17 protein-coding genes are annotated in these 23,493 nt (G+C 61.7%); 13 read left to right on the top strand and 4 right to left on the bottom strand.

What is annotated here, in order from left to right; all coding sequences use genetic code 11:
* Position 1: 1 nt before the first annotated feature.
* From IGB42_RS01000 to IGB42_RS00965, 8 genes are all read left to right on the top strand, one after another.
* The gene (locus IGB42_RS01000) at positions 2-883 is read left to right on the top strand and encodes an ABC transporter permease (protein WP_159665279.1); all 882 of its coding nucleotides are present in this window, start codon (positions 2-4) and stop codon (positions 881-883) included.
* Between the two features lie 84 nt (positions 884-967).
* A complete protein-coding gene (locus tag IGB42_RS00995; protein WP_159665276.1) occupies positions 968-1,816 on the top strand; it encodes an ABC transporter permease in 849 nt (282 codons plus the stop codon).
* Positions 1,817-1,889: 73 nt separating this feature from the next.
* A complete protein-coding gene (locus tag IGB42_RS00990) occupies positions 1,890-2,705 on the top strand; it encodes an ABC transporter ATP-binding protein (protein ID WP_159665273.1) in 816 nt (271 codons plus the stop codon).
* Positions 2,706-2,827: 122 nt separating this feature from the next.
* Positions 2,828-4,150 carry an MFS transporter gene (locus tag IGB42_RS00985; RefSeq protein ID WP_159665270.1) on the top strand — a complete coding sequence of 441 codons (1,323 nt, stop codon included), beginning with the start codon at positions 2,828-2,830 and terminating at the stop codon, positions 4,148-4,150.
* A gap of 82 nt (positions 4,151-4,232) precedes the next feature.
* On the top strand, positions 4,233-6,176 hold the full coding sequence (locus tag IGB42_RS00980; protein ID WP_201799782.1) for an ABC transporter ATP-binding protein: 1,944 nt from the start codon (positions 4,233-4,235) through the stop codon (positions 6,174-6,176).
* 127 nt (positions 6,177-6,303) lie between these two features.
* Entirely contained in the window at positions 6,304-6,966 is a 663-nt protein-coding gene (locus IGB42_RS00975; protein WP_159665264.1) for a prolyl oligopeptidase family serine peptidase, read from the top strand.
* 20 nt (positions 6,967-6,986) lie between these two features.
* Entirely contained in the window at positions 6,987-7,157 is a 171-nt protein-coding gene (locus IGB42_RS00970) for a hypothetical protein (protein ID WP_159665262.1), read from the top strand.
* Positions 7,158-7,312: 155 nt separating this feature from the next.
* Positions 7,313-8,701 carry a beta-1,3-glucanase family protein gene (locus tag IGB42_RS00965; RefSeq protein WP_159665260.1) on the top strand — a complete coding sequence of 463 codons (1,389 nt, stop codon included), beginning with the start codon at positions 7,313-7,315 and terminating at the stop codon, positions 8,699-8,701.
* A gap of 125 nt (positions 8,702-8,826) precedes the next feature.
* On the opposite strand, the gene IGB42_RS00960 is transcribed toward IGB42_RS00965, so the two are convergent.
* Positions 8,827-9,390, bottom strand: a complete 564-nt coding sequence (locus IGB42_RS00960; protein ID WP_201799781.1) for a hypothetical protein — start codon at positions 9,388-9,390, stop codon at positions 8,827-8,829.
* Between the two features lie 818 nt (positions 9,391-10,208).
* Between IGB42_RS00960 and IGB42_RS00955 the strand changes: the two genes are divergently transcribed.
* Complete coding sequence (locus tag IGB42_RS00955) at positions 10,209-13,940, top strand: carboxypeptidase-like regulatory domain-containing protein (protein ID WP_159665256.1); 3,732 nt, start codon at positions 10,209-10,211, stop codon at positions 13,938-13,940.
* Between the two features lie 102 nt (positions 13,941-14,042).
* On the opposite strand, the gene IGB42_RS00950 is transcribed toward IGB42_RS00955, so the two are convergent.
* Positions 14,043-15,635: an ABC transporter substrate-binding protein gene (locus tag IGB42_RS00950; protein ID WP_159665254.1), complete on the bottom strand. Its 1,593-nt coding sequence runs from the start codon at positions 15,633-15,635 to the stop codon at positions 14,043-14,045.
* Between the two features lie 254 nt (positions 15,636-15,889).
* Between IGB42_RS00950 and IGB42_RS00945 the strand changes: the two genes are divergently transcribed.
* The 4 genes from IGB42_RS00945 to katG all read left to right on the top strand — a co-directional run bounded on the left by IGB42_RS00945 (position 15,890) and on the right by katG (position 20,692).
* Entirely contained in the window at positions 15,890-16,777 is an 888-nt protein-coding gene (locus IGB42_RS00945; RefSeq protein WP_159665252.1) for a ZIP family metal transporter, read from the top strand.
* 209 nt (positions 16,778-16,986) lie between these two features.
* A complete protein-coding gene (locus IGB42_RS00940; protein ID WP_159665250.1) occupies positions 16,987-17,454 on the top strand; it encodes a Dps family protein in 468 nt (155 codons plus the stop codon).
* A gap of 63 nt (positions 17,455-17,517) precedes the next feature.
* A complete protein-coding gene (gpmA, locus tag IGB42_RS00935) occupies positions 17,518-18,204 on the top strand; it encodes a 2,3-diphosphoglycerate-dependent phosphoglycerate mutase (RefSeq protein ID WP_159665248.1) in 687 nt (228 codons plus the stop codon).
* A gap of 277 nt (positions 18,205-18,481) precedes the next feature.
* The gene (gene katG / locus IGB42_RS00930) at positions 18,482-20,692 is read left to right on the top strand and encodes a catalase/peroxidase HPI (RefSeq protein WP_159665246.1); all 2,211 of its coding nucleotides are present in this window, start codon (positions 18,482-18,484) and stop codon (positions 20,690-20,692) included.
* Positions 20,693-20,973: 281 nt separating this feature from the next.
* Here katG and IGB42_RS00925 read toward each other — a convergent pair whose 3' ends face one another.
* Together IGB42_RS00925 and IGB42_RS00920 are read right to left on the bottom strand one after the other, a co-directional pair.
* Entirely contained in the window at positions 20,974-21,354 is a 381-nt protein-coding gene (locus tag IGB42_RS00925) for a hypothetical protein (protein ID WP_159665244.1), read from the bottom strand.
* A gap of 106 nt (positions 21,355-21,460) precedes the next feature.
* Entirely contained in the window at positions 21,461-23,371 is a 1,911-nt protein-coding gene (locus IGB42_RS00920) for a radical SAM protein (RefSeq protein WP_159665242.1), read from the bottom strand.
* Between the last annotated feature and the right edge of the window lie 122 nt (positions 23,372-23,493).

Genomic DNA, 23,493 nt, shown 5'->3' with positions numbered 1-23,493 from the left:
CATGTCCTCTTTCAACTCCGCTACCGCCTCGCTCAGCCTGCAAGACGCCGACGTCGCCGTGCCACGTTCAACCGGCCAGCCCACGCTGGCAGCGCGCCTGCTGGGTGCTTGGCAGGCTGCCTGGCCCACGCTGCGTCGCTTCCTGCTGGCGTGGCCGTTCCCGCTGGCGATCTTTGCGCTCTGGTCTGCCGCGGCGCATTTCGAATGGGTGGCACCACAGGTGCTGCCTTCGCCGGAAACCGTGTTCAACACCTTTGGTGATCTCTTCAACAGTGGCGAGCTGCGCACCAACGGCGTGATCAGCTTCAATCGCGTGGTATCGGGCTTTGCCATCGGTGCATCCAGCGGCTTGCTGCTGGGCGTGTTGATGGGTCTGTCCCCCACGTTCAAGGATTACGTCTATCCGATATTCCGAGCCTTTGCACAAGTGCCATCACTGGGCTGGTTGCCGCTGTTGATGATGCTGGTCGGTATCGACGAAGCACTGAAGATCATCCTGGTGGCCAAGGCGGCACTGGTACCAGTGGCGCTCAATACGCTCAAGGGCATCGAGGGGGTACCTACCCGTTATATCGAGGTCGCCAAGGTGTACGGCTTCAACCAGTGGCAGTTGCTGGTGCGCGTGGTGTTCCCGGCGGCGTTCCCGATGATCTGGAACGGCGTTCGTTACGGCCTTACGCACTCGTGGCTGGCACTGGTGGCGGTGGAGTTGCTGGCTTCCAGCGAGGGGCTCGGCTTCCTGATCGTCTACGGCCGCCAGCTGTACCAGATGGATGTGGTGATGGCTGCGGTGGTGGTGGTGGGCGCAGTGGGCTTCGTGCTCGACAAGGTACTGGCCACCATCGAGACGCGTTTGCTGCGCTGGCGTCATGACGCTTTCTGAGGGGATGCCCGTGCACACCGCAAGTCCGCTTATCCATATGTTTTCCCCGCTAACGGGGTCTTCAATTCAAACAGGGAGTCCGCAATGACGACTTCAATCCTGCAACTGGCCGCTACGGATAAACCGGTGGTCTCCCGCTCACCACTGCGCTGGCTGCATCCGGCCATCGTGCCCAAGCCGCTGCGCGGCTGGGTAATCCCCGGGCTGCTGTTCGTGCTGTGGTGGGCCGCCTACCGCTTTGGCTGGACGCAATCGCAGCTGTTCGTGCCGATCGAAAAGGTATGGGATACCGCCGTGAAGCTCTCCAGCACCGGCGAGCTGTGGAAAGCGCTGGGCGCCAGCCTGGCGCGTGATCTGGCCGGCTTCGTGATCGGCTCGCTGATCGGCTTGCTGGTGGGCGGGGCATTGGGCTTGTCCCGGCTGATGGAGAACCTGATCGGACCGACTTTCCACACGCTCAAGCAGATTTCGCTGTTTGCGTGGATTCCGCTGATCTCGCTGTGGTTTGGTCTGGGTGACGTGGCCAAAGTGGCGTTCCTGGCGCTGGCGGCGTTCTTCCCTGTTGTACTCAACAGCTTCGAGGGCATCCGCAGCGTACCGCGCGAATACATCGAGGTGGCGCGCGTATTTGCCTACAGCCGTACCCAGTTGCTCACTCGCGTGGTGCTGCCATCCGCATTGCCGTCGATCTTTACCGGCGTTTACCTCGCGCTGATCTATGCGTGGCTGGCCACCTTGGGTGCGGAATACCTGCTGACCTCCGGCGTGGGGATCGGCAACTTGCTTACCGATGGCCGCGAACACTTCTGGATGGATTACGTGATTCTCGGCGTGGTGGTGGTGGGCATCGTCGGCTTCCTGCTCAACTGGATTGCCAGCCGGATTGAAGCGCGCCTGCTGAGCTGGCGGGGCCGCTCCACCGCGCAATTCTGATTTCCCATACGTTCCTTATCCCTTTTCAGTCATTCGCCAGGCCGGCGCTGCCGGCAACAGAAGGAGTTACACCATGGCCCATGCAGGCACTCTCGAGATCAAGGATCTCAACAAGCAATACACCGTGAAAGGCGAACCGCTGCCGGTGCTGGAAAACATCTCGCTGTCGATCAAACCGGGCGAATTCGTCAGCATCGTCGGCAGCTCCGGTTGCGGCAAATCCACCTTGCTGCGGCTGGTGATCGGCCTCGAGGAAGACTACCAGGGCGAAATTCTGCTCGACGGCAAGCGCATCGTCGGCACCAGCCTGGATCGCGGCATCGTGTTCCAGGAGCACCGGCTGTTTCCGTGGCTGAACGTGGAACAGAACGTCAGCGTCGGTTTGCTCAATGCCGGCCTGTCTGATGCGGCCAAGAAAAAATCGGTGCAGGAGCATATCGAACTGGTGGGCCTGAAGGGCTTTGAAACCGCGTACCCGTATCAGTTATCTGGCGGCATGAGCCAGCGCGTGGCCATTGCCCGTGCGCTGGTCAACCGCCCGGAAGTGCTGCTACTGGATGAGCCGTTCGGCGCGCTGGATGCGCTGACCCGCGCACACTTGCAGCAAGAACTGCAACGTATCTGGGAGGCGGAGGGCATTACCGCCATCCTGGTCACCCACGATGTGGAAGAGGCCGTCTATCTGGGTGACCGGGTGGTGGTGATGCAGCCGCGCCCTGGCCGCATCAAGCGCATTGTCGATGTGCCGCTGGCGCGCTCGCGTGACCGTGGCAGCTACGCGTTCTCGCAGATCAAGGATGACGTGCTGTCCGAGTTCTCGGATGCGCCGCGTGAGGAGTTGATCAATCCGCAGGAAACACTGGGCGCCAACTGGCAGTTTGCCTGGTAAGGCTGGCTGCATTGCTGACCACACCACTGGTCATCTGCCACGGGTAGCCCCGCCTATCCGTGGCCGCATTTCCACGCGCAGCCAGTGCTGCGCATGTCTTCCTCTTCTGCCATGGCGCCCGCATGTCTTCTCCTTCATCACCCGCAGCAGCCAATGGCTTCGCCGTCTTGCGCAACCGCAACTTCGCTGCCTATCTGTCCGCCCGGCTGCTATCCACCATCGCCATGCAGATGGTCAACCTGGCGGTGGGCTGGCAGGTGTATGCGCTCACGCATAGCGTCACCGACCTGGGCCTGATCGGTCTGGCGCAGTTTGCACCGTTCTTCGTGCTGGTGTTGCCGGCCGGGCAGATTGCCGACCGTTACGACCGCCGCGTGATCATCAATGTGGCTTTTGCCGTGCAGGGTATTGCTGCGTTGCTGTTGCTGGCGTTCACGATCAGCGGGGTGACGGCAGTATGGCCGGTGTTTGCCGCGGCAGCGCTGGCGGGGTGTGCACGGGCATTCATGATGCCGGCCAGCCAGGCCATCGTGATGAACCTGGTGCCCAATCACCTGTTTGGTCAGGCCACGGCGATCAGCTCATCCAGCTTTCACGCCGCCGTGATCGCCGGCCCTGTATTGGGGGGCGTGCTCTATCTGCTGGGACCACACGTGGTCTATACGGTGGCAACCGGCGTGCTCGCCTTGTCCGTGGTGCTGATGTGGCTGGTGCGCAGCCAGCAGACGGCAAAGCGCGAACCGGTATCGCTGGCAGGGGTGCTCGATGGCTTCCGCTTTATCTGGTCTCGCAAGATCGTGCTTGGCGCCATTTCGCTGGATCTGTTTGCCGTGCTGTTTGGCGGCGCTGTGGCGTTGCTGCCGGTGTTCGCGCACGACGTATTGCATGTGGGCCCTACTGGCCTCGGCATCCTGCGCAGTGCACCGGCGGTGGGTGCGGCGCTGACGTCGGTGGCGCTGGCGTTCTGGCCGATCCGCCGCCACGTGGGGCGCTGGATGTTTGGCGGCGTGGCGCTGTTCGGTGCAGCCACCATCGTGTTCGGCTTGTCGACCAGTGTGCTGCTGTCGGTGGTTGCACTGGCGCTGACCGGGGTGGGCGATATGGTCAGCGTGTATATCCGCCACATGCTGGTGCAGTTTGAAACGCCGGACGCGATCCGTGGCCGGGTCAGTGCGGTGAATGCGGTGTTCATCGGTGCATCCAACGAGCTGGGCGAATTCGAATCCGGTACCACTGCTGGCTGGTTCGGCCTGATTCCCGCTGTGGTATTCGGCGGTGCCGCCACGCTGGTGGTCACCGGCTTGTGGATGCGGATTTTTCCGGTGCTCAGCCACATGGATCGCTTTCCGCACGAAAACCGGTCTGGTGATGCGCCCGCAGCCACGCTAGAGCCAGCACCGCCAGCCGGCCAGCAAGCGCCAGCCGTGGCGCTGGTAACCAAATGATATATCCGGCCAGGTCTGCGCACTGCGCGAGCCGTGGCCGGTTTCCAGAAACAGGGCACGACAGATGCCCCGGGGATCAACAATGAGTACCGATTTTCAACGTGCGCCCGGCACGCCGGATTTACCGGCAACGCCGTTCCGCTTCATCTGTTATTTCGTCGTTCGCTACCGCTGGTGGTATCTGGCGATGCTGACGATGGAAACGCTCAATGCCGCCTGTGGCATCAGCATTCCATATGCCCTGTCGCGTATCATCAAGAGCGTGACGGGCGCGCACGAGCAATCGATGGCACTGGTGACTTCGCTGCAAGGGCCTTTGCTGCTGTTCGTGGCGCTCAGCGCCGGCGAGGTATTGTTCGGCCGGCTGGCCGGTGCCATCCAGATTCGGCTCGGGCCGCGGCAGCGCCAGAATGTCACGCGCACCATCTACCACTACCTGCAGCACCATTCGCATCGCTATTTCAGCAACAACTTTGCCGGCGCGCTGGCGCATCGCATCAGCGAAACCTCGATGGGGGTCACGCAAACGCTGTGGTCGGTGATTACCGAATTCTGGCCGGTGGTGATCGTGTTCAGCGTGGCGATCACGCTGCTGTATACCGCACACCCGCAACTGGCTGCCTTCGTCGGTACTTGGGCGGTGCTATTCATCGGCATCTCTTACCTGCTGGCGCGCCGGGCGCAGCCGCATGCGTTCCGTGCATCGTCGGCGCGCAGCGAGACTACCGGCAAGGTGGTGGATTCGGTCACCAACCTCACCAGCGCGCGCCTGTTTGCCCGGCTGAAGTTCGAGCGCGATTTCCTCGAGGATTCACTGCAGAAAGAACTGGTGATGGTGCGCCGCTCCAACAGCTACTCGGAACGTGTGCGCTGGTTCCAGTTTGCCGCCGCCGCTGTGCTCAAGGTGGGTACGCTATATTTCGCGCTCACGCTGTGGGGACAGGGCAAGATCGGCGTGGCCGAGTTCGTGATGGCGGTGAGCTTGTCGTTGCTGATCATCAATGAAGCACGCAATTTGTCGCGCCGTTTCCTGGAATTTTTCGAGTTCATCGGCAACGTGGCCAATGGCGTGCACACCATCGTGCGCCCGCACGAACTGGTGGACCAGCCCGGCGCCGCACCGGCGCGCATCAGCACCGGCCGGATCGAATTCCGCGATGTCGATTTCAGCTACGGTGGCGAGCGCAAGGTATTCAACAAGCTCAACCTCACCATTCCCGCCGGGCAGCGCGTGGGGCTGGTGGGGTTCTCCGGATCGGGCAAATCGACCTTCGTCAGCGTGATCCTGCGCCTGTACGACGTACAGGGCGGGCAGATCGTTATCGATGGCACCGATATCCGCCAGATGACGCAGGATGCGCTGCACGGCCAGCTCAGCCTGATCCCGCAAGATCCCAGCCTGTTCCACCGCACGCTGAAGGAAAACATCCGCTACGGCAGGCTCGATGCCAGCGATGAAGAAGTGGTGGAGGCCGCGAAGAAGGCTTACGCACACGACTTCATCGTGGACATGAAAGAGCAATACGATTCCATGGTGGGCGAGCGCGGTATCAAGGTATCGGGCGGGCAGCGCCAGCGCATCGCCATCGCCCGGGTGATCCTGAAAGACGCGCCGATCCTGATCCTGGACGAAGCCACGTCCGCGCTTGATTCCATCACCGAGAAAGCCATCCAGAACACGCTGGACGAGGTGATGAAGGGCAAGACCGTGCTGGTGGTGGCGCACCGCCTGTCCACCATCGCGCATCTGGACCGCATCCTGGTGTTCGACAACGGCGAGATCATCGAAGACGGCAGCCATGCAGAACTGATTGCCAGGCAGGGTGCGTACTACCGGCTGTGGAGCAAGCAATCGGACGGCTTCCTGCCCGAAAGCAGCAATGGTGAAGCAGCGCCAGCCAGGCGGCTGGAGCAGGTACCAGCTGGCTCGCAGCTCGACAAGGTGCTGCCCGATGCCGATAGCAGCAATGATCCGGATCGCGCCAAGCGTGAAGACCCGGATGTGTCTTTCGCGGCGGCCAAGTGATGCCCGGCACCCGCTTCATTGCCCATCATTGCCGTCTTCTTCTTAGCTGTAGATGCCGGCCCGGCCGGGCCGGCATCAATCCCATGGCCGGTAATCCGGTCTTTGCTCTCACTTGCACAGGTGCCCCATGACTGTTGAACAACGTGTTTTCCAGACCGAAACCGCTGCCTTGCCTTACCTGTTCGCCCAGCCGGTCCCGCAGCCCGGTCAAGCGGCGCCGCTGGTGGTATTCCTGCATGGCGCCAAGGATCGAGGCAATGATTTGTCCAAATTGCTGGCCTGGGGCTTTCCCCAGCTGGTGAGCGAGGCCACCACCTTGCCCTACTACTGGCTGGCGCTGCAGATCCCCGCCGATACCACATGGCCGGAATGGCAGCCGCAGCTGTTTGCGCTGATCGACCAGCTGACTGCCACGCACGCAATCGACCGTGACCGCATCATCCTCTCCGGCTTCAGCCTGGGCTCTGCCGGCACCTGGCAAATCGGCAGCGAGCACGCCGAGCGTTTTGCCGGTCTCGTTGTGGTATCCGGCCGCTTGCCGGAAGCCGTTGGCGATGCCGGCCTTGCCAGGCTCAAGCACACCCCGGTATGGGTATTCCACGGCGGCAAGGACGACAAGGTGCCCGCTGCAGGGGCGGAAGCTGCCGCCGCCGCGCTGAGCGCATTGGGTGGCGACGTGCGCTTCACGCTGATCCCGGACGGCGATCATTTCATTGCCGAAGCCGCCTACGGTAACCCGGAGCTGCAACAATGGTTGCTGACCCAAAGGCTGGAAACGGTAGCTGCCTGATTCATTGTTGATGTAAACCCATGCTGATCCGCCATGCCACGTCCGCCGATGCCATAGCGCTGCTCGATTTGTACGACGAATACGAGCGGCCGGCGGATCAGCGTCCCGGCCTTGCCGTCATGACCGCCAGCGATACCGCGCTGGCCCCGGCTGACGATTTTCCTGCAATGACTATCGACCAGCTTTCATAAATTCCATGCACGCTGTTGGCGCTTTGTGTCGTTTGTGGCTATCAACAATGGGGCTACCCATTTGGCATGGGCTCGACGCAGCCGTACCGGTAGCCCGCGCATCAGCCCGAACTATCCTGCGCCGGCCCACGTGCCGGTAACTCATGGAGCAACGCATGGCTTTGACCCTGAATTTCAATGACAACCGTGGTGGTGATACCACGGCGGTATCGATCGGCTTTGTACCGGGTGCCAGCAACGCCGGTTTCGATATCATCAGCAATGCAGACCAGAGCGCGTTGCTGCCGCTCAATCTGGTCAACAGCAGCGCGAATCCGCCGCAAACCTATCCGTTCGCCGGCAACTGGTACAGCCTTGCCGATCTGGCGCAGGGCGTGAGCATCAGTGCCTTCAGCGGGCGCGTATACGTGGCGTATGGCCCCGCGTGGGCGGTGCAGAACGCGGGTTACGAGCCGGCGCAGTCGGTCACCGATCCCAACTTCTTTTTGCGTTATGACAAACTGGAAATGACCTTTACCGGCCAGGCTGCCGATGTGGCCAACCTGACCAGCATCGATTACTGGGCGATTCCGCTCACGCTGCAAACCAGCCAGGGCGGTACCGTTGCGCAAACGGTAGCCGGCTTGCAAGGCAGTACGACCGCACAGGAGATGTTTTCCGCGCTGAACGCGCTGACCGCCACGCCGGTATCGGGCATTGCCGGCCCCGGTGGCATCGATGGCACGCCGCTGCCGGCACAGGTGCCGGGCCAGTTCCAGCAGTTCAGCAGTACATCGCCCGCACCCGGCACCACGTTTGCGCGCGTGATCGGCCCGTCGTCGTACCCGCCGATCAACCCGCCGCCGGGCGCCATTCCGGTCACGCCGTACGATACGCTGCTGGGCTACCTTAAAAACCTCTACGCCGCCTTCGGCCCCGGTACCACCGTGGGCGCCACGGTGCCTGGCCTCGGCAACGGGGTGATCGCCACCATCGCGGGCAATTTCGCCGGCGTGGGGCCGAATGTGCCCGCCAGCGGCCCGCAGGCCGCCCAGCAATATCAGTTCAGCGCCAGCATTGATGCCAGCTACAACATCACGCTGAGCGGCAAGCTCAGTCTGTCCGACGACACCGTAACCATCCTGTATGCGGTGGGCGATCTCACCAATCCTTCCGGTATCTATGGTGGCAACGCGCCCTACAGCCTGAATGGTGCTGCTGCCGTTAGCCCCGGCAATGATGTGTATGGCTGGATCGGCGGTGATCTGTTCTCCGGCCTGAATATCGGTGCGTTGGGCAGCAGTACGGCGTCCGCGCTGCCGGGGCAGACGCTGGTGGGGGCGCTGCCCAGCCAGCAGTGGTTCCAGTTGTCACCAGCCACGTTCTTTGCCGGGCTGCAGCCGGGCAATACCGATTACAACCAGTGGGCTGCCACGCTGGCCCCGCTCTCGCAGGCGTATAACTTTGCCTATTCCGACCGCTTTGCCCCGGTTTTTGCCAGTCTCAACCCGGCCAATGTCGATACGCTGACTGTGGTGCTGGAGCCGGCAACGGTCACGCTGTAAACCGCTTTACCGCTCCGCAATGCCCGCTCTGGCCTCACGTCAGACGGGCATTTTTTCATGGTTTTCCCATGGTTCGCCAAGGGATAGAGCGGGGATCGATTGGTGCATTCCAATTTTGGGTGTGTTCAAGCGCCGGTGATCAGCCCATGGGGTTCGTCCCATAACTGGATTTCCACGTAGAACTCGAAATCACTTTCCCAATAGCGCTCATAGGACGCGGGCACAGGCTCGGATGGCACGCCAAATTGCCCGGTAAGGCCGGCAACTTCATCCAGCAGGAAAATCTGCTTGAAATAGGGTTTGTCTTCACGCGTGAGCGCGATAAAGCTATCGGGAAAGGTGAGCGAGGTGGTTGCCGGATCAAGTTGCGACAACGCGATCTGCAGTGATTGATGCCCGTCATTGAGCCCGCCAAACCATGGCGAGCTGCCCAACACCATATAGAAAGGATTGTTGCGGCGTGGCTTGCCGCCACGGGCAATGAACAGATCACGCAACTGCGCCTCGATCACCCGGCGTTTTGCGATGTAATCGCGTCCATAGCGGCGCCGGTAGCTGCCATCGTGCTGGTGGCGAGTGAGCAAGTGCTGGAAAACCGGGTCATCGGCGCCCAGCGGCAGATCGGACAGACTCCGGAATGGCCCATGCTCGGCCATATAGTAATGCGTGGCGAAATCGGGAGTGATCATGAGCGGGCCTCTCTTCAGCAGGGCCGTGCCCCGATCAGCATGCATTGCAGTCAGGCAGCTGCGACTTGATCACCACCCGGTTTAAGCAAATGTACCCGTTGGTCATCATGCCCGCAAATGCGGCTCGTCGCCATCACCCGCTGGAGGCGTTGAGCAGCGGTTCCCGGCAGAGGCAGTGGGGATTGTCTGCCGCATCCGTCCGGCTGCGCCTCGCCAGCCGCATTGCAGCAGTTTTTTGCTGGCAGCGCTCTTGCTAATCGCCGTTCCTGTTGTGCCTCTGCTCGTGATTCAACGCCTGTTTCTTCCATCCGTCGGCTCCTGCTGCAAGCCTGCATCAATCCGCGCTGGCAATTAACCGGATCAACTGGCTTCGCTGTCTGCCAAACGCTGCAGAACCAGCTATACCATCCTATTTTCTTGAAACATGTTTCTTTAATTGTAAGTTAGATTTTATATATTTTATATTAAAAGAAAGAAACAAGAAAGTTTTTAAGACAATGCGCTTGCCCTTGGATTATCGTACTCCCACGTCATCACGGCTGACTGTATGGGTATTAGATGAAAATAATCATTGATCTAGCGCGATTCTGATATCGGGCGCAACGCAGCATCATTCCCATTTTTACTTACAAGATTGTCGTGGTGACCGCGGCATGGAAAGGGTGGCGTATTGCCCGTTGCATTGCTGCTATAAGCGAGCTGTGCCTGGCAATGCGCCCGAGCAAACGGCACGGGCAGCATGGGCCGCTCGACTGTTCTGGTGAGGCAGCGCAACAGCTTGCGCGTGCCCACATAAACCAAAACACTGGAGAGATGTCATGACCAAGATCATTGGGCGGGTTGCAGTCGAGCCCGCATCGGTGCGCCCGGGTGAATCCGCACGGGTAGAAGTATTCGACGTGAACGACAAGTCGTTTGAAGGCAGCAACAGCGAAGTAACGATCAATGGCGTGGCAGGCGCCGTGCATTTCCTGCAGTTTGCTAGCCCGGGCAAGCGCCGCTTGAATGTGCTGGTGCGTGCCGGCAACGGGGAAAGCCAGCAGCAAACGGTGGAGCTCGATGTCGAGGGCGAGCCGCTGCAGTTCATTTCCGGCCGCAACCGCAAAGACATTGCCATGCTGGGTGTCACCCAGTCTGCCACGAACGCTTACGTGGCAACCATCACGCTGGGGGCGCTGGTTGATCCACGTGCCACGCATACCATCACCCCCACGCCACCCAAGGTATCCACGTTGCCGGTAAAGGCCTTCGGCCGGGATACGCTGGTTGGCAAGCTGATCAAGCGCGGTGCTCTGGCCCAGGCGATGGCTGCCAATCCGCAGGCACTGGTCAGCACCAGCCAGAGTCGCCTTGCCAATACCCGCAGCGAAATCCGGCTGCGCCCTGTGCTGGCAGCCGGGGTGAATCTGGCACGGGTCAATGCTCTCAGCAGGCGCACCGCAACTGTCAGCCTTGCCGCCAATGCCAATACCGCTGCAGCAACGGCGCGGGCGGCGGCAAACAACGTATCGCGCTCGGCAGTGCGGACAAGGCCGCAGGCTGCCACGCGCCAGGCCATCAGTGCCGTCTATGATTTGTCCCACGTGGACATGAACGGTTTCTTCGGCCAGGTGGCGCCGGAAGCCAAGATGGAGTTCGAGTGGGATTTCGGTGATGGCCAGAAGATCACCACGCGCACGCCGGCGGTGCTGCACGATTACTTCGACAGCATCGATCATGCCCGCGGCCACAGCCAGTTTCATGTCACATGTACGGCCAAGCACGCCGGCATCACGGTCAGGCGTACGCTCAACCTGCACTCGGCCTATGCCATCTGCAAGAAGACCGGCACGGTGGTACCGCATGTCGAGGCGGACCTGTTTGCGCACAAGCGCTACAACCTGATCAGCGGCACGTTCACCGTGCATAACGTGGAAAACCAGCCACTGGTGCTCGATCGCGTATCGATCACCGCCAATACCGACGATGGCGATGCGGTCAGCCTGCCCAATCCGTTCATTTCGCTGGGCAACAAGATCACCATCGCGGCCAAGTCATCCAGCCTGATCAACGTGAACGTGCCCTTCGTGGCCGGCTTGCCGGTCAATGGCCAGCTGCGCCACGATATTGCCGGATTTACCGTGCTGTATGCCGGTACCACGGGCAGGACGCCGGTGCGTTGCAGCGCCGTATTCGATATCCCGGTCGAGCAATGGGGCAAGAAGCCGGAAGCACCGCCACTGCCCAATGTGCCGCCACTGCAAACCCACACCTGGCCGTGGGAGCTGGTGGAAGATATCCTCGCCACGCTGAAGGACCCGATCATCAACGTGAGCCATCCTGGCGACACGGTGCTGGACAGCAAGACCGGCACGCTGGCCGTCTCGCTGGGCGTCACCAATGCGCTCAAGAGCAAGGTGGCCGCACGTGCGCAGGCAGACCGCGTGCTGTCGGCGGTATTCACCCCGGCGGACAGCAGGAAGCTGGCGGTACGCACTGTGGCTACCGGCCTGGGGCGTGGCGCTGCGCTGCATGGCGTAACGACGGCAACAACCCACGTGGGTGCCAATGCCACGGCACGCGTTGCTGTAGCAACGCTTGGCGCTGCCAACCTCAGCACCACCAATGTGGCTGTGGCCGGCTTGCAGCTGCAGCCGCTGGATTTTGGTGGCAGTGCGTGGCATACCCTCAAGGGCCCACCGATGCCGGGCTTCGTGGCGGAAGGGCAGATTTGCGAACCAGACAACCTGACCGAGGCACAACTGGCACAGGCCGATGCCGGCCAGCTGGTATGCCAGCTGACCAGCGAGCAGGAAGACGTGCTGATGCCGGCGCGCTGGATGAATGCCCGCAAGGGCGATTGCATCCTGTCGCCGGGCGGTGATGGCATCATCGGCGGGTTGATGCTCAACGTGAAGCCCGCGCAGTGGTACAGCCACTCCGGCATCATGACGCGCAACTACGATGAAATCACCCACAGTACCGGCAGCCAGAAACGGCTGATGGATCATATGGTGGGTGTGTTCGATGGTTCGGATGGCTTTGATCCGCACGTGCTCAAGTTCATCTGGCCGGGTGCGGTAACCCAGTCCGTGCAGGCCTCGATGGAAGGCGAATCCTTTCCCGATCCGGAATTCAACGCCAGCTACAACATTTCCGCGTTTGGCGCGCATGAGGTCGGGGTCACGCATAACGATCAGTTCACGATGATTCCGCCGCTGGTGCTCAAGCCGAACCCCACCGAGGAAACGCCGGGGGTACGCACGGCGCTGCATGCCATTGCCACCGATGCGCGGGCCAATGCCGGCCGGCCGGGCGTGAAGCCCAAGTTCCACTACCGCTGGTTCTGCTACACCGACCCCACCATCGGCCAGGGCGCACCGGAAGGCCCGGCAGCAGGCTGGGCGGCCGGCACGCACCCATCCGTGTGTTCGTCGTTCATCTGGATGCATGCCAAGGGGCGCGGCGCGCACATGGAAACATCGCAGGCGCTGGTCACGCCGACTGACCTGGAACCCGCAGATGTCGCTACCGGCGCCGATGTGCAACCCACCACCAAGGACGGGCTGTACAACTATTCGGCACAGGAGCGCACCGATGCGGCCAACTGGCTGTACGACACCATCTACAACCAGGCCTATGAAAAAGCCGGCTGGTTTGGCGAGATCCTCACCGATGGTGCCGATGACGTCGCCAACCAGTTCCTCAACTGCTTTGCCAATGACAATGCCGATGGCAAGGACAGCGAAGACTGGAAGAACGTGGTTGCTGCCAATGCGATCTCGCCGGACAACATGCTGTGGTGGGATGGCCCGTCGCGCGGTGGCCTGTATGGCTTTGCCGAACCGGCGCTGTACCGCGAACCGCGGGTCGAGAGCTTTACGGTCAGCAAGTGGAAGAAGGTGCTGAGCCGTGGCACCGTGCACGGCAAGGTATTCGGCGAGGGTGGCCCGGTGGCGGGTGCCATGGTGCAGGTGTTCGATGGCAAGACCACGTTCTCCGGCAACGATGGCAGTTATTCGCTGCACGATGTGCCGCTGGGGCATTACCAGCTCAAGGGCTCCAAGGTCATCGACGGCATGCTGTTCTCCGCGCAGCCGAACATCAATCTGCAGACAGCCGATCTTGCGGTGGACATCCATCTGCAACCGCCGGCAGAGCGCTTCCGCATTGCGCAGGTGTTCATCGATTTCTGGGGCCGCGACGAGGAATGGGCGGCAGATGACGAGATCAAGGACCCGGGCCCGGAATACTTCGAGCTGGAACTGGGGCCGGACAAGCTGATCAACTCCACCACGCGTACCTATCACTGGGGTGGCGAGGTGCGGGTTGAATACACCATCACCGTGCGCCTGCTGGTGAACAACAGCATCGACCTGCAATTGCAGGGCGTGCTGTTCGAAGGCACCAGCGAGGACACCAACGATCTGGACGGCCAGGGGGGGCTGACCTTCCAGACCGGGGTGGGCCAGACCAGCGGTGCCACGCTCACCATCACCAATACCGATGAGGATGACGGTGATGCTGGCGTGCTGAGCATTTCGGTGAAGAACGTACGCAATTCCAACTAAGCAGTGCCCCGGCCGCTATCCGGTGGCCGGAACGGAAAGAGCCCGCGATGCGGGCTCTTTTCATGCTGCCAGCACTATTGACCGGCCGTATTGGCTGCTGACTCAGTTCACCGTTACGCCGGTGAAGTCCTGCCGGCTGAACGGGTTCACCTTGTAGCCACTGACGTTGGGTGTGGTCAGCACGGCGGCGATTGGGTGGGCCAGCGGTATCCACAGTGCCTGATCGTGGATGATTTTCTGGGCGATTTCGTACTGCTTGCTGCGCGCGGCCTGATCGGTGGTTTTCTTCCCGGTGCTGATGGCCTTGTCCAGCGCGGCATCGCAGAAGCGCGCAAAGTTGAGGCCGGATTCAACCGATGCGCAGGCAAATTGCGGGGTCAGGAAGTTATCCGGGTCGCCATTGTCGCCACTCCAGCCCATGAACAGGATATCGTGCTCGCCGGCCTTGGCGCGCTTGATCAGCTCACCCCATTCGATCACTTTCAGCTCGGCTTTCACGCCGATTTTTGCAAGGTCGGCCTGCAGCAGCTCACCGCCCGCACGCGGGTTCGGGTTGAGCGTGCTGCCCGCCGGGCGGATCCAGATGGTGGTGGCAAAGCCGTTCGGGAAACCGGCCTCGGCCAGCAATTGTTTTGCCTTGACCGGGTCATAGCCATAGTCGGGCAGATTGACGTAGCTCCAGGTATTGGGCGGGTAGGGGCCGTCTGCAGCCGTGGCGGTGCCATCGAACACGCGTTTCAGATAAGTTTTCTTGTCGAGCGCGGTATTGAGCGCCTGGCGCACCTTTACGTTGTCGAACGGCTTGTGCTGGGTATTGAAGGCAACGAACGCGGTGGAAAACGCGTGGGTATCGATCACCTTCACCGATTTGTCGTTGCGCACTGCGGTCACGTCTTGCGGCTTGGGTGACAGCGCAATCTGGCATTCGCCGGCCTTCACCTTCTGCACGCGCACGGTGGCATCCGGCGTGATCGCGTAGATCAGCCGGTCTACCTTGGGCTTGTTGCCAAAGTAGCCGGGGTTTACGTCGTAACGGATTACCGCATCCTTCTGGTAGCTCTTCAGGATGAACGGGCCGGTGCCAATCGGCTTGCTGTTGAGATCAGCCGCCTTGGCAGGGGTGAGCTGGCCCGCGTATTCGGCCGAATAGATCGAGGCAAAGCCCATGGTGAGCAGCGGCACGAATGTGGCTTCCGGGCTGTTCAGCTCGAAGCGCACCGTGTAGTCGTCCACCTTTTTGACCGACTTCACGATCTTGGGCAATTGGAACGATTGCGCGTGCGGGTAGCCGTTGGGTGCGCTCTTGTACCACGGGTGGTTGCTATCGAGCATGCGGTTGAAGGTGAACAGCACATCGTCCGCGTTCAGCGCGCGGCCGGGCTTGAAGTAATCGGTGCTCTGGAATGCCACGTTCTTGCGCAACGTAAACGTATACGCCAGGCCATCTGCGCTGGCTTCCCATTTTTCCGCCAGGCTGGGCACCACCTTGCCGGTGCCTGCATCGTAATCGACCAGGCGGTTGAACAGCACATCGGCCGATGCATTGGTGGTGGTGAGCGAGTTGTACTGCACCACGTCGAAACCATCCGGGCTGGCTTCCGTACACACGGCCAGCGGTTTGGCTTGGGCGCTGGCAATGGCCAGTGCCATCGTGGCAAGAATGGGGGCGATGCTGTGCGGGCGTATTGGCGTCATGGCGGTCTCCGTGCCGGCTGTCATTGATCTTTCAATCTCGCGAGCATACCGCGCAAGCCGCCGGGGATAAACGACTGTTTGTGCATAAGGATATGGCCGAATGGACCGCACCGGCAGCCTGCCGGCCTAAGAAAGCAGCAATTGCAGGAGCCGGCATGATTGGTTTTGCTTATCGGTCCGAGAGAAAGAATTCATTTCAATATTGAGAATCATTCTCACTATAATTGGTTCAAAGGATAACCGGGCAGATCATCATGAGCACGCTGATACACACTTTGCAGCGCAGGCAGGCGGCTACCGCACCCCGCACGCAACCGGCAGTGCGGTCGCGCCGCAAGTTGCGCTACGCGGTAGGCGCGCTGATCTGGATTGGTGCCATCGTGGGCCTGGTGGCGCATAGCGGCCCCACGTTGCGTGAGGGCTTGCTGGCGGGTACCGGCCTGGCGCTGGCCACGGCAATCGGCGCGTTGCCGGTAGCGTTTGCGCGCCGCCTGCCCATTGCGCTGGCGCAGCAACTGCTGCTGGCCGGTGGCGGCATCATGCTGGCCGCCAGTTTCTTTTCGCTGTTATGGCCCGCATTCACGCTGGCCAGCGCGCAACTGGGCAGCAGCAATCAGGCCGGCCTGTTGACCGGGCTGGCGGCGCTGGCCGGCGCCGGTGCATTGGCCATGTGGAGGCAGCGGGCGATCCGGCAGGCAGCGGGCACAGAACTGCACCGCACCGGTGTGCTGCTGTTTGTGTGGGCGATTGCGTTGCACAACCTGCCGGAAGGCCTGGCAGGTGGTGTGGCGCTGGCCGGGCAGGAGCATGGTGCTTCGCTGGTGATCGGCATCGGCCTGCAGGATATTCCGGAGGGCTTTGCCGTTGCCGCAGCGCTGCTGCAGATCGGCATGAGCCCGCTACGCGCCGCAGCCTGGGGAGCGGCCAGCGGCCTGATCGAATTCTTTGGCGCATTGGCCGGTGCCGGTGCGGTGGCGCTGACGGCTACGGCATTGCCCGCATTACTGGCGCTGGCCGGTGGCGCCATGCTGTGGGTAACCGCTACCGAGATTGGCCCACTGGTGCTCAGGTCGCGCAGCGCGCAATTGATCTTTGCCGCCGGCTTTGCGCTGATGGCAGCGATGGACTTGGGCCTGGGCTGATAGACCTGGGTACACGGGCCCCGCGACGTGCTCGGGAGGGTAATTAATCACGGGAGCTGGCAGATTTTTGCAAGGTCTGCCTAAGATAGGGCGGGTTGATCAGCCCACCCGGCGGCATTGGCCACCGGGGCCGCTTATCTGGCGTTGGCTGCGATTGCCGCTGCATGCAGCCGCGCGTGTTTGGTGATTCTTTCAGGAGATACTCGATCATGGAAATCCATCTTGGTATTGGTGAAGATCAACGCGGGCGCATAGCCGAAGGACTGTCGCGCTTGCTGGCAGATACCTACACGCTGTACCTGCAAACCCATAACTTCCACTGGAACGTAACCGGCCCGCAGTTCAATACGCTGCACCTGATGTTCGAAGGGCAATACACGGAGCTGGCGCTGGCGGTGGACCTGATTGCCGAGCGTATCCGCTCGCTGGGGTTTCCGGCCCCGGGCACCTATGCCAGTTTTTCGAAGCTGGCCAGCGTGCAGGAAGTCGATGGCGTGCCGGCTGCCAAGGAAATGATCGCCATCCTGCTCAAGGGTCAGGAAACGGTGGTGCGCACCGCGCGCAGCCTGTTCCCGGAAGTGGATGCCGTCAACGACGAAGCCAGTGCCGACCTGCTGACCCAGCGTATGCAGGTGCACGAGAAAAATGCCTGGATGCTGCGTAGCCTGCTTGAGTAGCGCCACCACGGGCCGTTGCAGATGCAACGGCCCGTTTGCGGTGTTTTCACACAAGGGGGCCGTATGCACAAGCTTGTATTGATCCGCCATGGCGAATCGCAATGGAATCTGGAAAACCGCTTTACCGGCTGGGTGGATGTCGAACTGACCGAGCTGGGCATTGCCCAGGCGCGTGATGCCGGCCAGAAACTCAAGGCAGCAGGCTACGGCTTTGATGTGGCGTATACCTCGGTACTGAAGCGTGCGATCCGCACACTGTGGCTGGTGCAGGAAGAAATGGACCTGATGTGGCTGCCCACGCAGATAGACTGGCGGCTGAACGAGCGCCACTACGGCGCGCTGGCAGGGCTCAACAAGGCCGAAACCGCTGCCATCCATGGCGATGACCAGGTATTGCGCTGGCGGCGCAGCTTCGATGATCGCCCACCGGCCATGACGGCGGATGACCCGCGCGCCAGCTACAACGATCCACGCTATGCACATGTACCGCGCGAGCAGATCCCGCTGACCGAATGCCTGCGCGACACCATAGAGCGCGTGATCCCGGCCTGGAACGATGCATTGGCCCCCGCCATCCGCCAAGGGCAGCGCGTGGTGGTCAGCGCGCACAACAATTCGCTGCGTGCGCTGATCAAGCATCTGGATGGTATTTCCGATGCGGATATCATGAAGGTGGAAATTCCCAACGGCGTGCCACTGGTATATGAGCTGGATGCCGCATTGCAGCCCATCCGTCATTACTATCTGTGACTGCGCGGGCCGATGGTCGGCCTTGCGTCATCCGCAGGATACAAGTGGCCTACCTGGCTGCCCGGCATGAACGCCAACAGTGGCACGCTTGGCTGGCTGCACCGCGCTTGATCCGGGCTTGACCGTCCGGGAGGCGCTGGTATGGGCCCTCGGCAACGGTGGCTTGGGTACATATGCCAGACGACTATCGGCACCATTGGCAAATCCAATTTGCGTCAGTGATATCTCACTTCCAAACTGCATCCAGCAGTCCGTTATATCCCCATTGGAGAGAATCATGTCGACCGAAACAACCTGTCCGTTCGCGGGCAGCGCGCCCAAGCATGCGGTAGCCAGTGCACGATCGAACGCGGACTGGTGGCCCAAGCAGCTCAACCTGAAAATCCTGCACCAGCATTCGCCCCGTTCCAATCCGCTGGGCGAAGCATTCAACTACGCCGAGGCATTCAAGCAGCTTGATCTGGACGCGGTGATCAAGGATCTGCACGCGCTGATGACCGATTCGCAGGATTGGTGGCCGGCAGATTATGGCCACTACGGGCCACTTTTCATCCGCATGGCATGGCACAGCGCCGGCACCTATCGCATTGCCGATGGCCGGGGTGGCGCAGGATCGGGCGCGCAACGCTTTGCCCCGCTCAATAGCTGGCCGGACAACGGCAACCTCGACAAGGCCCGCCGCCTGCTGTGGCCGATCAAGCAGAAGTATGGCCGCAACCTGTCGTGGGCAGACCTGATCATCCTCACCGGCAACGTCGCGCTGGAGTCCATGGGCTTCAAGACCTTCGGCTTTGGCGGTGGACGCGTGGATATCTGGGAGCCGGAAGTCGATATTTTCTGGGGGGCAGAAGGCGAATGGCTGGCCACCAGCGACAAACCGAACAGCCGCTACGCCGGCAAGCGTGATCTGGCCAACCCGCTGGCTGCCGTGCAGATGGGGCTGATCTACGTGAACCCGGAAGGGCCGGATGGCAACCCCGACCCGCTGGCATCCGCGTACGACATTCGCGATACGTTTGGGCGCATGGCGATGGACGATGAAGAAACCGTGGCGCTGGTGGCTGGCGGCCACACTTTTGGCAAGGCGCACGGCGCGGGCGACCCGGCGCTGGTCGGTGTGGAGCCGGAAGCCGGTGATATCGCCGAGCAGGGCCTGGGCTGGAAAAACGCGCTGGGCAGCGGCAAGGGCGTGCATACCACTACCAGCGGCATCGAGGGTGCCTGGACCGCCACACCCACCCGGTGGGACAACAGTTTCCTGGAAACATTGTTCGGCCATGAATGGGAGCTGACCCATAGCCCGGCTGGCGCCAAGCAGTGGCGGCCCAAGGGCGGCGCCGCTGCCGGCACGGTGCCGGATGCGCATGATCCGGGCGTGCGCCACGCACCGATGATGACCACTGCCGACCTGGCACTGCGTGCCGATCCCGCCTATGAAAAAATCGCCCGTCGCTTCAAGGACAACCCGCAAGAACTGGCCGATGCATTTGCCCGCGCCTGGTTCAAGCTCACCCACCGCGACATGGGGCCGTTGGCCCGTTATCTTGGCCCGCTGGTACCCGGGGAACAACTGATCTGGCAAGACCCGGTGCCGGCAGTCGATCACCCGCTGATCGACGCGGCCGACATCGCTGCATTGAAGGCAAAGGTGCTGGCATCGGGCCTGACCATCCCGCAACTGGTGTCCACTGCCTGGGCATCGGCGTCTACCTTCCGTGGCAGCGACAAGCGCGGTGGCACCAATGGCGCACGTATCCGCCTCGCGCCGCAGAAGGATTGGGCCGTCAACCAGCCGGCGGAGCTCGCCAAGGTGCTGCAGGTGCTGGAGACAATCCAGGCCGAATTCAACGCTGCGCAATCCGGCGGCAAGAAAGTATCGCTGGCCGACCTGATCGTGCTGGGTGGCAGTGCCGCTGTGGAAGCCGCTGCAAAGCGGGCCGGCCAGGATGTGCAGGTGCCGTTCACCCCGGGGCGCACGGATGCATCGCAGGAACAGACCGACGTGCCGTCTTTTGCGGTGCTGGAGCCCAACGCAGACGGTTTCCGCAATTACCTGCACAAGGCGCTGGAGGGATCTGCTGCCGAGCAACTGGTGGACAAGGCGAATCTGCTGACCTTGTCCGCCCCCGAACTGACGGTGTTGATTGGCGGGCTGCGTGCGCTGAACGCCAACTTCGGCCAGAACCGGCACGGTGTCTTCACCAGCCGGCCCGAAACGCTGAGCAATGACTTCTTCGTCAACCTGCTGGACATGAGTACCCAGTGGCAGAAGTCTGCCACGGATGCAGCTGTGCTGGAGGGGCGCGACCGGGCGAGCGGCCAGCTCAAATGGACCGGCACGGTGGTCGACCTTGTGTTCGGCTCCAATGCGCAATTGCGTGCCGTTGCGGAAACATATGCCAGCAGCGATGCCCAGCAGGTGTTCGTGCACGACTTCGTGGCCGCCTGGAGCAAGGTGATGAATCTGGGGCGCTTCGATCTGGCTTGAGCCAGGTATGGCTATGTGCCAAGGGCCTGTTGATGATGTGGCCCGTTTGGTACTGATGAAGGAAAAGCCGGCGTGTGTCCAAGGCGTACGCCGGCTTTGGGTTACTGAGTAAAGACGTCCTTTGTGTGCCATATCGCCCATGGCATGGTGCCGCCAGCACGCCAGGCAAAAAACGTATGGACGAGAAGCCCCGATCCTCTTGCTGACGAGTGCAGCGATGCATGCTTCCCGGGCTGTGCGGCAACGCGCTGCGCCAACTACCTGCATGCCCACGCCCAAGGCTAGGTTTTGCTGAACACCACCGAATACGCCTTGCCGCCCACGCTGCAGACTTCCAGCCAACTGAGCGTAAAGCCATCTTGCCCTTGCCACTGCACCTTGCGGCCGGTGGCCGCTTCGGTAGCCGTGCCCTTGCCATAGGTCTTGTCCAGCGTTTCGGCAGCCAGCACCGAGCTGGCCAGGCAATCGAAATCGCTTGCTGCCGCAAACACGAAGCCGATGCGCTTCACGTATCGTCGGGTGGCATCCAGATCGACATAGGCGTCGGCTTCGCTCCCCAGGTAGCTGGCCTTGAACTGCAGGCGGCTGGCTTCGCCTTCGCTGCTTGCCGCTTTCTGCCAACCGAGATAAGGCTTCACCATGCTGGCAGATGCGGCGGGCATGCCCAAGGTGTAGCCATCAAAGGAGAATTCAGCCGCGCAAGCAGGGGTGCAGCAGGCCAGCGCAAGCAGGGCAGGTACAGATAGCAGGCTTTTTGGCCACTTCACCTCAAAACTCTCCCAGCGCCCGCCCGATCTTGTGCCGGTTCACTGTCGAGCGCGGTACGCGGCCGGCAAACCAGCTGCGCACGTCTTCATCCAGACCGATGCCGTGCATGTAGTTGTACAGCGCCTTGTTCAGTGCCACACCCAGGGTATCGTGATCGGTGCCGGTAGGGTCATCGAAGCCGATATCGTTCTTGGCAAAGGAGATGGGCGGCAGCGGTTGCAGCGTAACGCCGTATTCTTCCGGGTTCTGCCCCACCGGGGAATGCACGGTACAGGCAAAGCGGTGGAAGAAGCCGGACTGGATACAGCCGGCCTCGAACAGCTGGCGCACGTATTCGAGTGCATCGACCGTGTCCTGCACGGTTTGCGTGGGGAAGCCGTACATCAGGTAGGCGTGCACCAGGATGCCGGCATCGGAGAAACCGCGCGTCACCCGCGCAACCTGTTCCACCGATACGCCTTTCTTCATCAGGTTCAACAAGCGGTCCGACGCCACCTCCAGCCCGCCAGAGATAGCGATGCAGCCACTGTCTGCCAGCAACTGGCACAGCTCGGGATTGAAGGATTTCTCGAAACGGATATTGCCCCACCACGAGATAGCGACGTTACGGCGCAGCAGTTCCAGCGCCAGCGCTTTCAGTACCTTGGGCGGTGCGGCTTCATCGACGAAATGGAAACCGGTCTGGCCGGTTTCGGCAATGATGGCCTCGATGCGGTCCACCAAGGTGGTGGCCGATGCCGCCTCATAGCGCGAGATATAGTCAAGGCTGACATCGCAGAAGCTGCATTTCTTCCAGTAACAGCCGTGGGCAATGGTGAGCTTGTTCCAGCGCCCGTCCGACCACAGCCGGTGCATGGGGTTGAGCATGTCCAGCAGCGACAGGTAGCGATCCAGCGGCAAGCCGTCCCAGGTAGGGGTGCCCACATCATCGAACGGTACATCGGGCTCGACGAAGTTGACGTAGCGCACGGCCTGGCTGGCATTGTCGCGCACGAAGGTGCGCACCAGCCGTTGCTGCGAGCGGCTGCCCTGCAGGTGGTCGAGCAGCGCCAGCAGCGGGCGCTCGCCGGCGTCCAGCGTGACGAAATCGAAATAATCGAACACACGTGCGTCACTCAGCTCGCGCAGTTCGGTATTCACGAAGCCGCCACCCAGCGCCAGGCGGATCGCCGGATTGGCAGCCTTGATGGTTTGCGCAATGCGGAACGCTGCATATACGGCACCGGGAAAGGGCACCGAAATCAGCACCAGATCAGGCTGGTGCCTGGCGATGGCGGCCAGCGTGAGCGCATGCAGCGTGTCGTCCACCAGATTGGTGGGGGCGGCAAGCGCCTGCGCCAGCGGATCGAACGTGGGCTGGCTTTGCGCCAGTGATTCGGCATAGCGCACGAACTCGAAGCGTGGGTCGATGGCATCGCGCAGCACATCGGAAATATCGTTCAGGTACAGCGTGGCCAGATGGCGCGCGCGGTCCTGCAGGCCCAGCGCGCCAAATGCCCACGCCAGCGGATCACCGCCTTCATCGTCCACATACACATCCAGCGATTCGAAGCGCGCGCCTTCCGGCAGGAACTGGCGTCCGCAGATGCGGTGGCCCAGTGTGGAATCGCGCCCCTGCAGGAAGGCGATGGTGGGCTTGATGGTGGCAAGGTAGCGGTCGAACTGTTCGACAAACGCGTGTACCTGCGGCGAGCGCTTGCGTGCCGGGATGGCGTCGATCTTGTCCCGCACCGCCTGCAGGCCTTCGGGCGAGAACAACTGCAGTACCAGTGCCAGTGCCAGGTCTTCCTGCACTGCATCGACCTTGCGCGAGCGCAGGAAGCCCGTCAGGTAGGCAGTGGAAGGATAGGGAGTGTTCAGTTGCGTCATCGGCGGGATGACGGACAAAACACGGTAAGGCTTGGCAGACATGGTGACAACGCAGAAGTGAAATACCCGGCCGGTGGCGGGCATCTTTTGGGATTGATCGAGCCCGATGGGCTGGCCCCGGCGCCATGCCCCATGGCAGGCACAAAACGGCAGCGCTGCAGCGC

This window comes from Andreprevotia sp. IGB-42 (assembly GCF_009848685.1).
Taxonomy (GTDB): domain Bacteria; phylum Pseudomonadota; class Gammaproteobacteria; order Burkholderiales; family Chitinibacteraceae; genus Andreprevotia.
The sequence above is the reverse complement of the archived record's forward strand: the minus strand, read 5'-3'. Positions and strand labels throughout refer to the sequence as shown.

Coding starts and splice junctions, on each gene's coding strand:
- IGB42_RS01000 (WP_159665279.1), top strand. CDS start 2: ATGTCCTCTTTCAACTCCGCTACCGCCTCGCTCAGCCTGCAAGACGCC.
- IGB42_RS00995 (WP_159665276.1), top strand. CDS start 968: ATGACGACTTCAATCCTGCAACTGGCCGCTACGGATAAACCGGTGGTC.
- IGB42_RS00990 (WP_159665273.1), top strand. CDS start 1,890: ATGGCCCATGCAGGCACTCTCGAGATCAAGGATCTCAACAAGCAATAC.
- IGB42_RS00985 (WP_159665270.1), top strand. CDS start 2,828: ATGTCTTCTCCTTCATCACCCGCAGCAGCCAATGGCTTCGCCGTCTTG.
- IGB42_RS00980 (WP_201799782.1), top strand. CDS start 4,233: ATGAGTACCGATTTTCAACGTGCGCCCGGCACGCCGGATTTACCGGCA.
- IGB42_RS00975 (WP_159665264.1), top strand. CDS start 6,304: ATGACTGTTGAACAACGTGTTTTCCAGACCGAAACCGCTGCCTTGCCT.
- IGB42_RS00970 (WP_159665262.1), top strand. CDS start 6,987: ATGCTGATCCGCCATGCCACGTCCGCCGATGCCATAGCGCTGCTCGAT.
- IGB42_RS00965 (WP_159665260.1), top strand. CDS start 7,313: ATGGCTTTGACCCTGAATTTCAATGACAACCGTGGTGGTGATACCACG.
- IGB42_RS00960 (WP_201799781.1), bottom strand. CDS start 9,390: ATGATCACTCCCGATTTCGCCACGCATTACTATATGGCCGAGCATGGG.
- IGB42_RS00955 (WP_159665256.1), top strand. CDS start 10,209: ATGACCAAGATCATTGGGCGGGTTGCAGTCGAGCCCGCATCGGTGCGC.
- IGB42_RS00950 (WP_159665254.1), bottom strand. CDS start 15,635: ATGACGCCAATACGCCCGCACAGCATCGCCCCCATTCTTGCCACGATG.
- IGB42_RS00945 (WP_159665252.1), top strand. CDS start 15,890: ATGAGCACGCTGATACACACTTTGCAGCGCAGGCAGGCGGCTACCGCA.
- IGB42_RS00940 (WP_159665250.1), top strand. CDS start 16,987: ATGGAAATCCATCTTGGTATTGGTGAAGATCAACGCGGGCGCATAGCC.
- gpmA (WP_159665248.1), top strand. CDS start 17,518: ATGCACAAGCTTGTATTGATCCGCCATGGCGAATCGCAATGGAATCTG.
- katG (WP_159665246.1), top strand. CDS start 18,482: ATGTCGACCGAAACAACCTGTCCGTTCGCGGGCAGCGCGCCCAAGCAT.
- IGB42_RS00925 (WP_159665244.1), bottom strand. CDS start 21,354: ATGCCCGCCGCATCTGCCAGCATGGTGAAGCCTTATCTCGGTTGGCAG.
- IGB42_RS00920 (WP_159665242.1), bottom strand. CDS start 23,371: ATGTCTGCCAAGCCTTACCGTGTTTTGTCCGTCATCCCGCCGATGACG.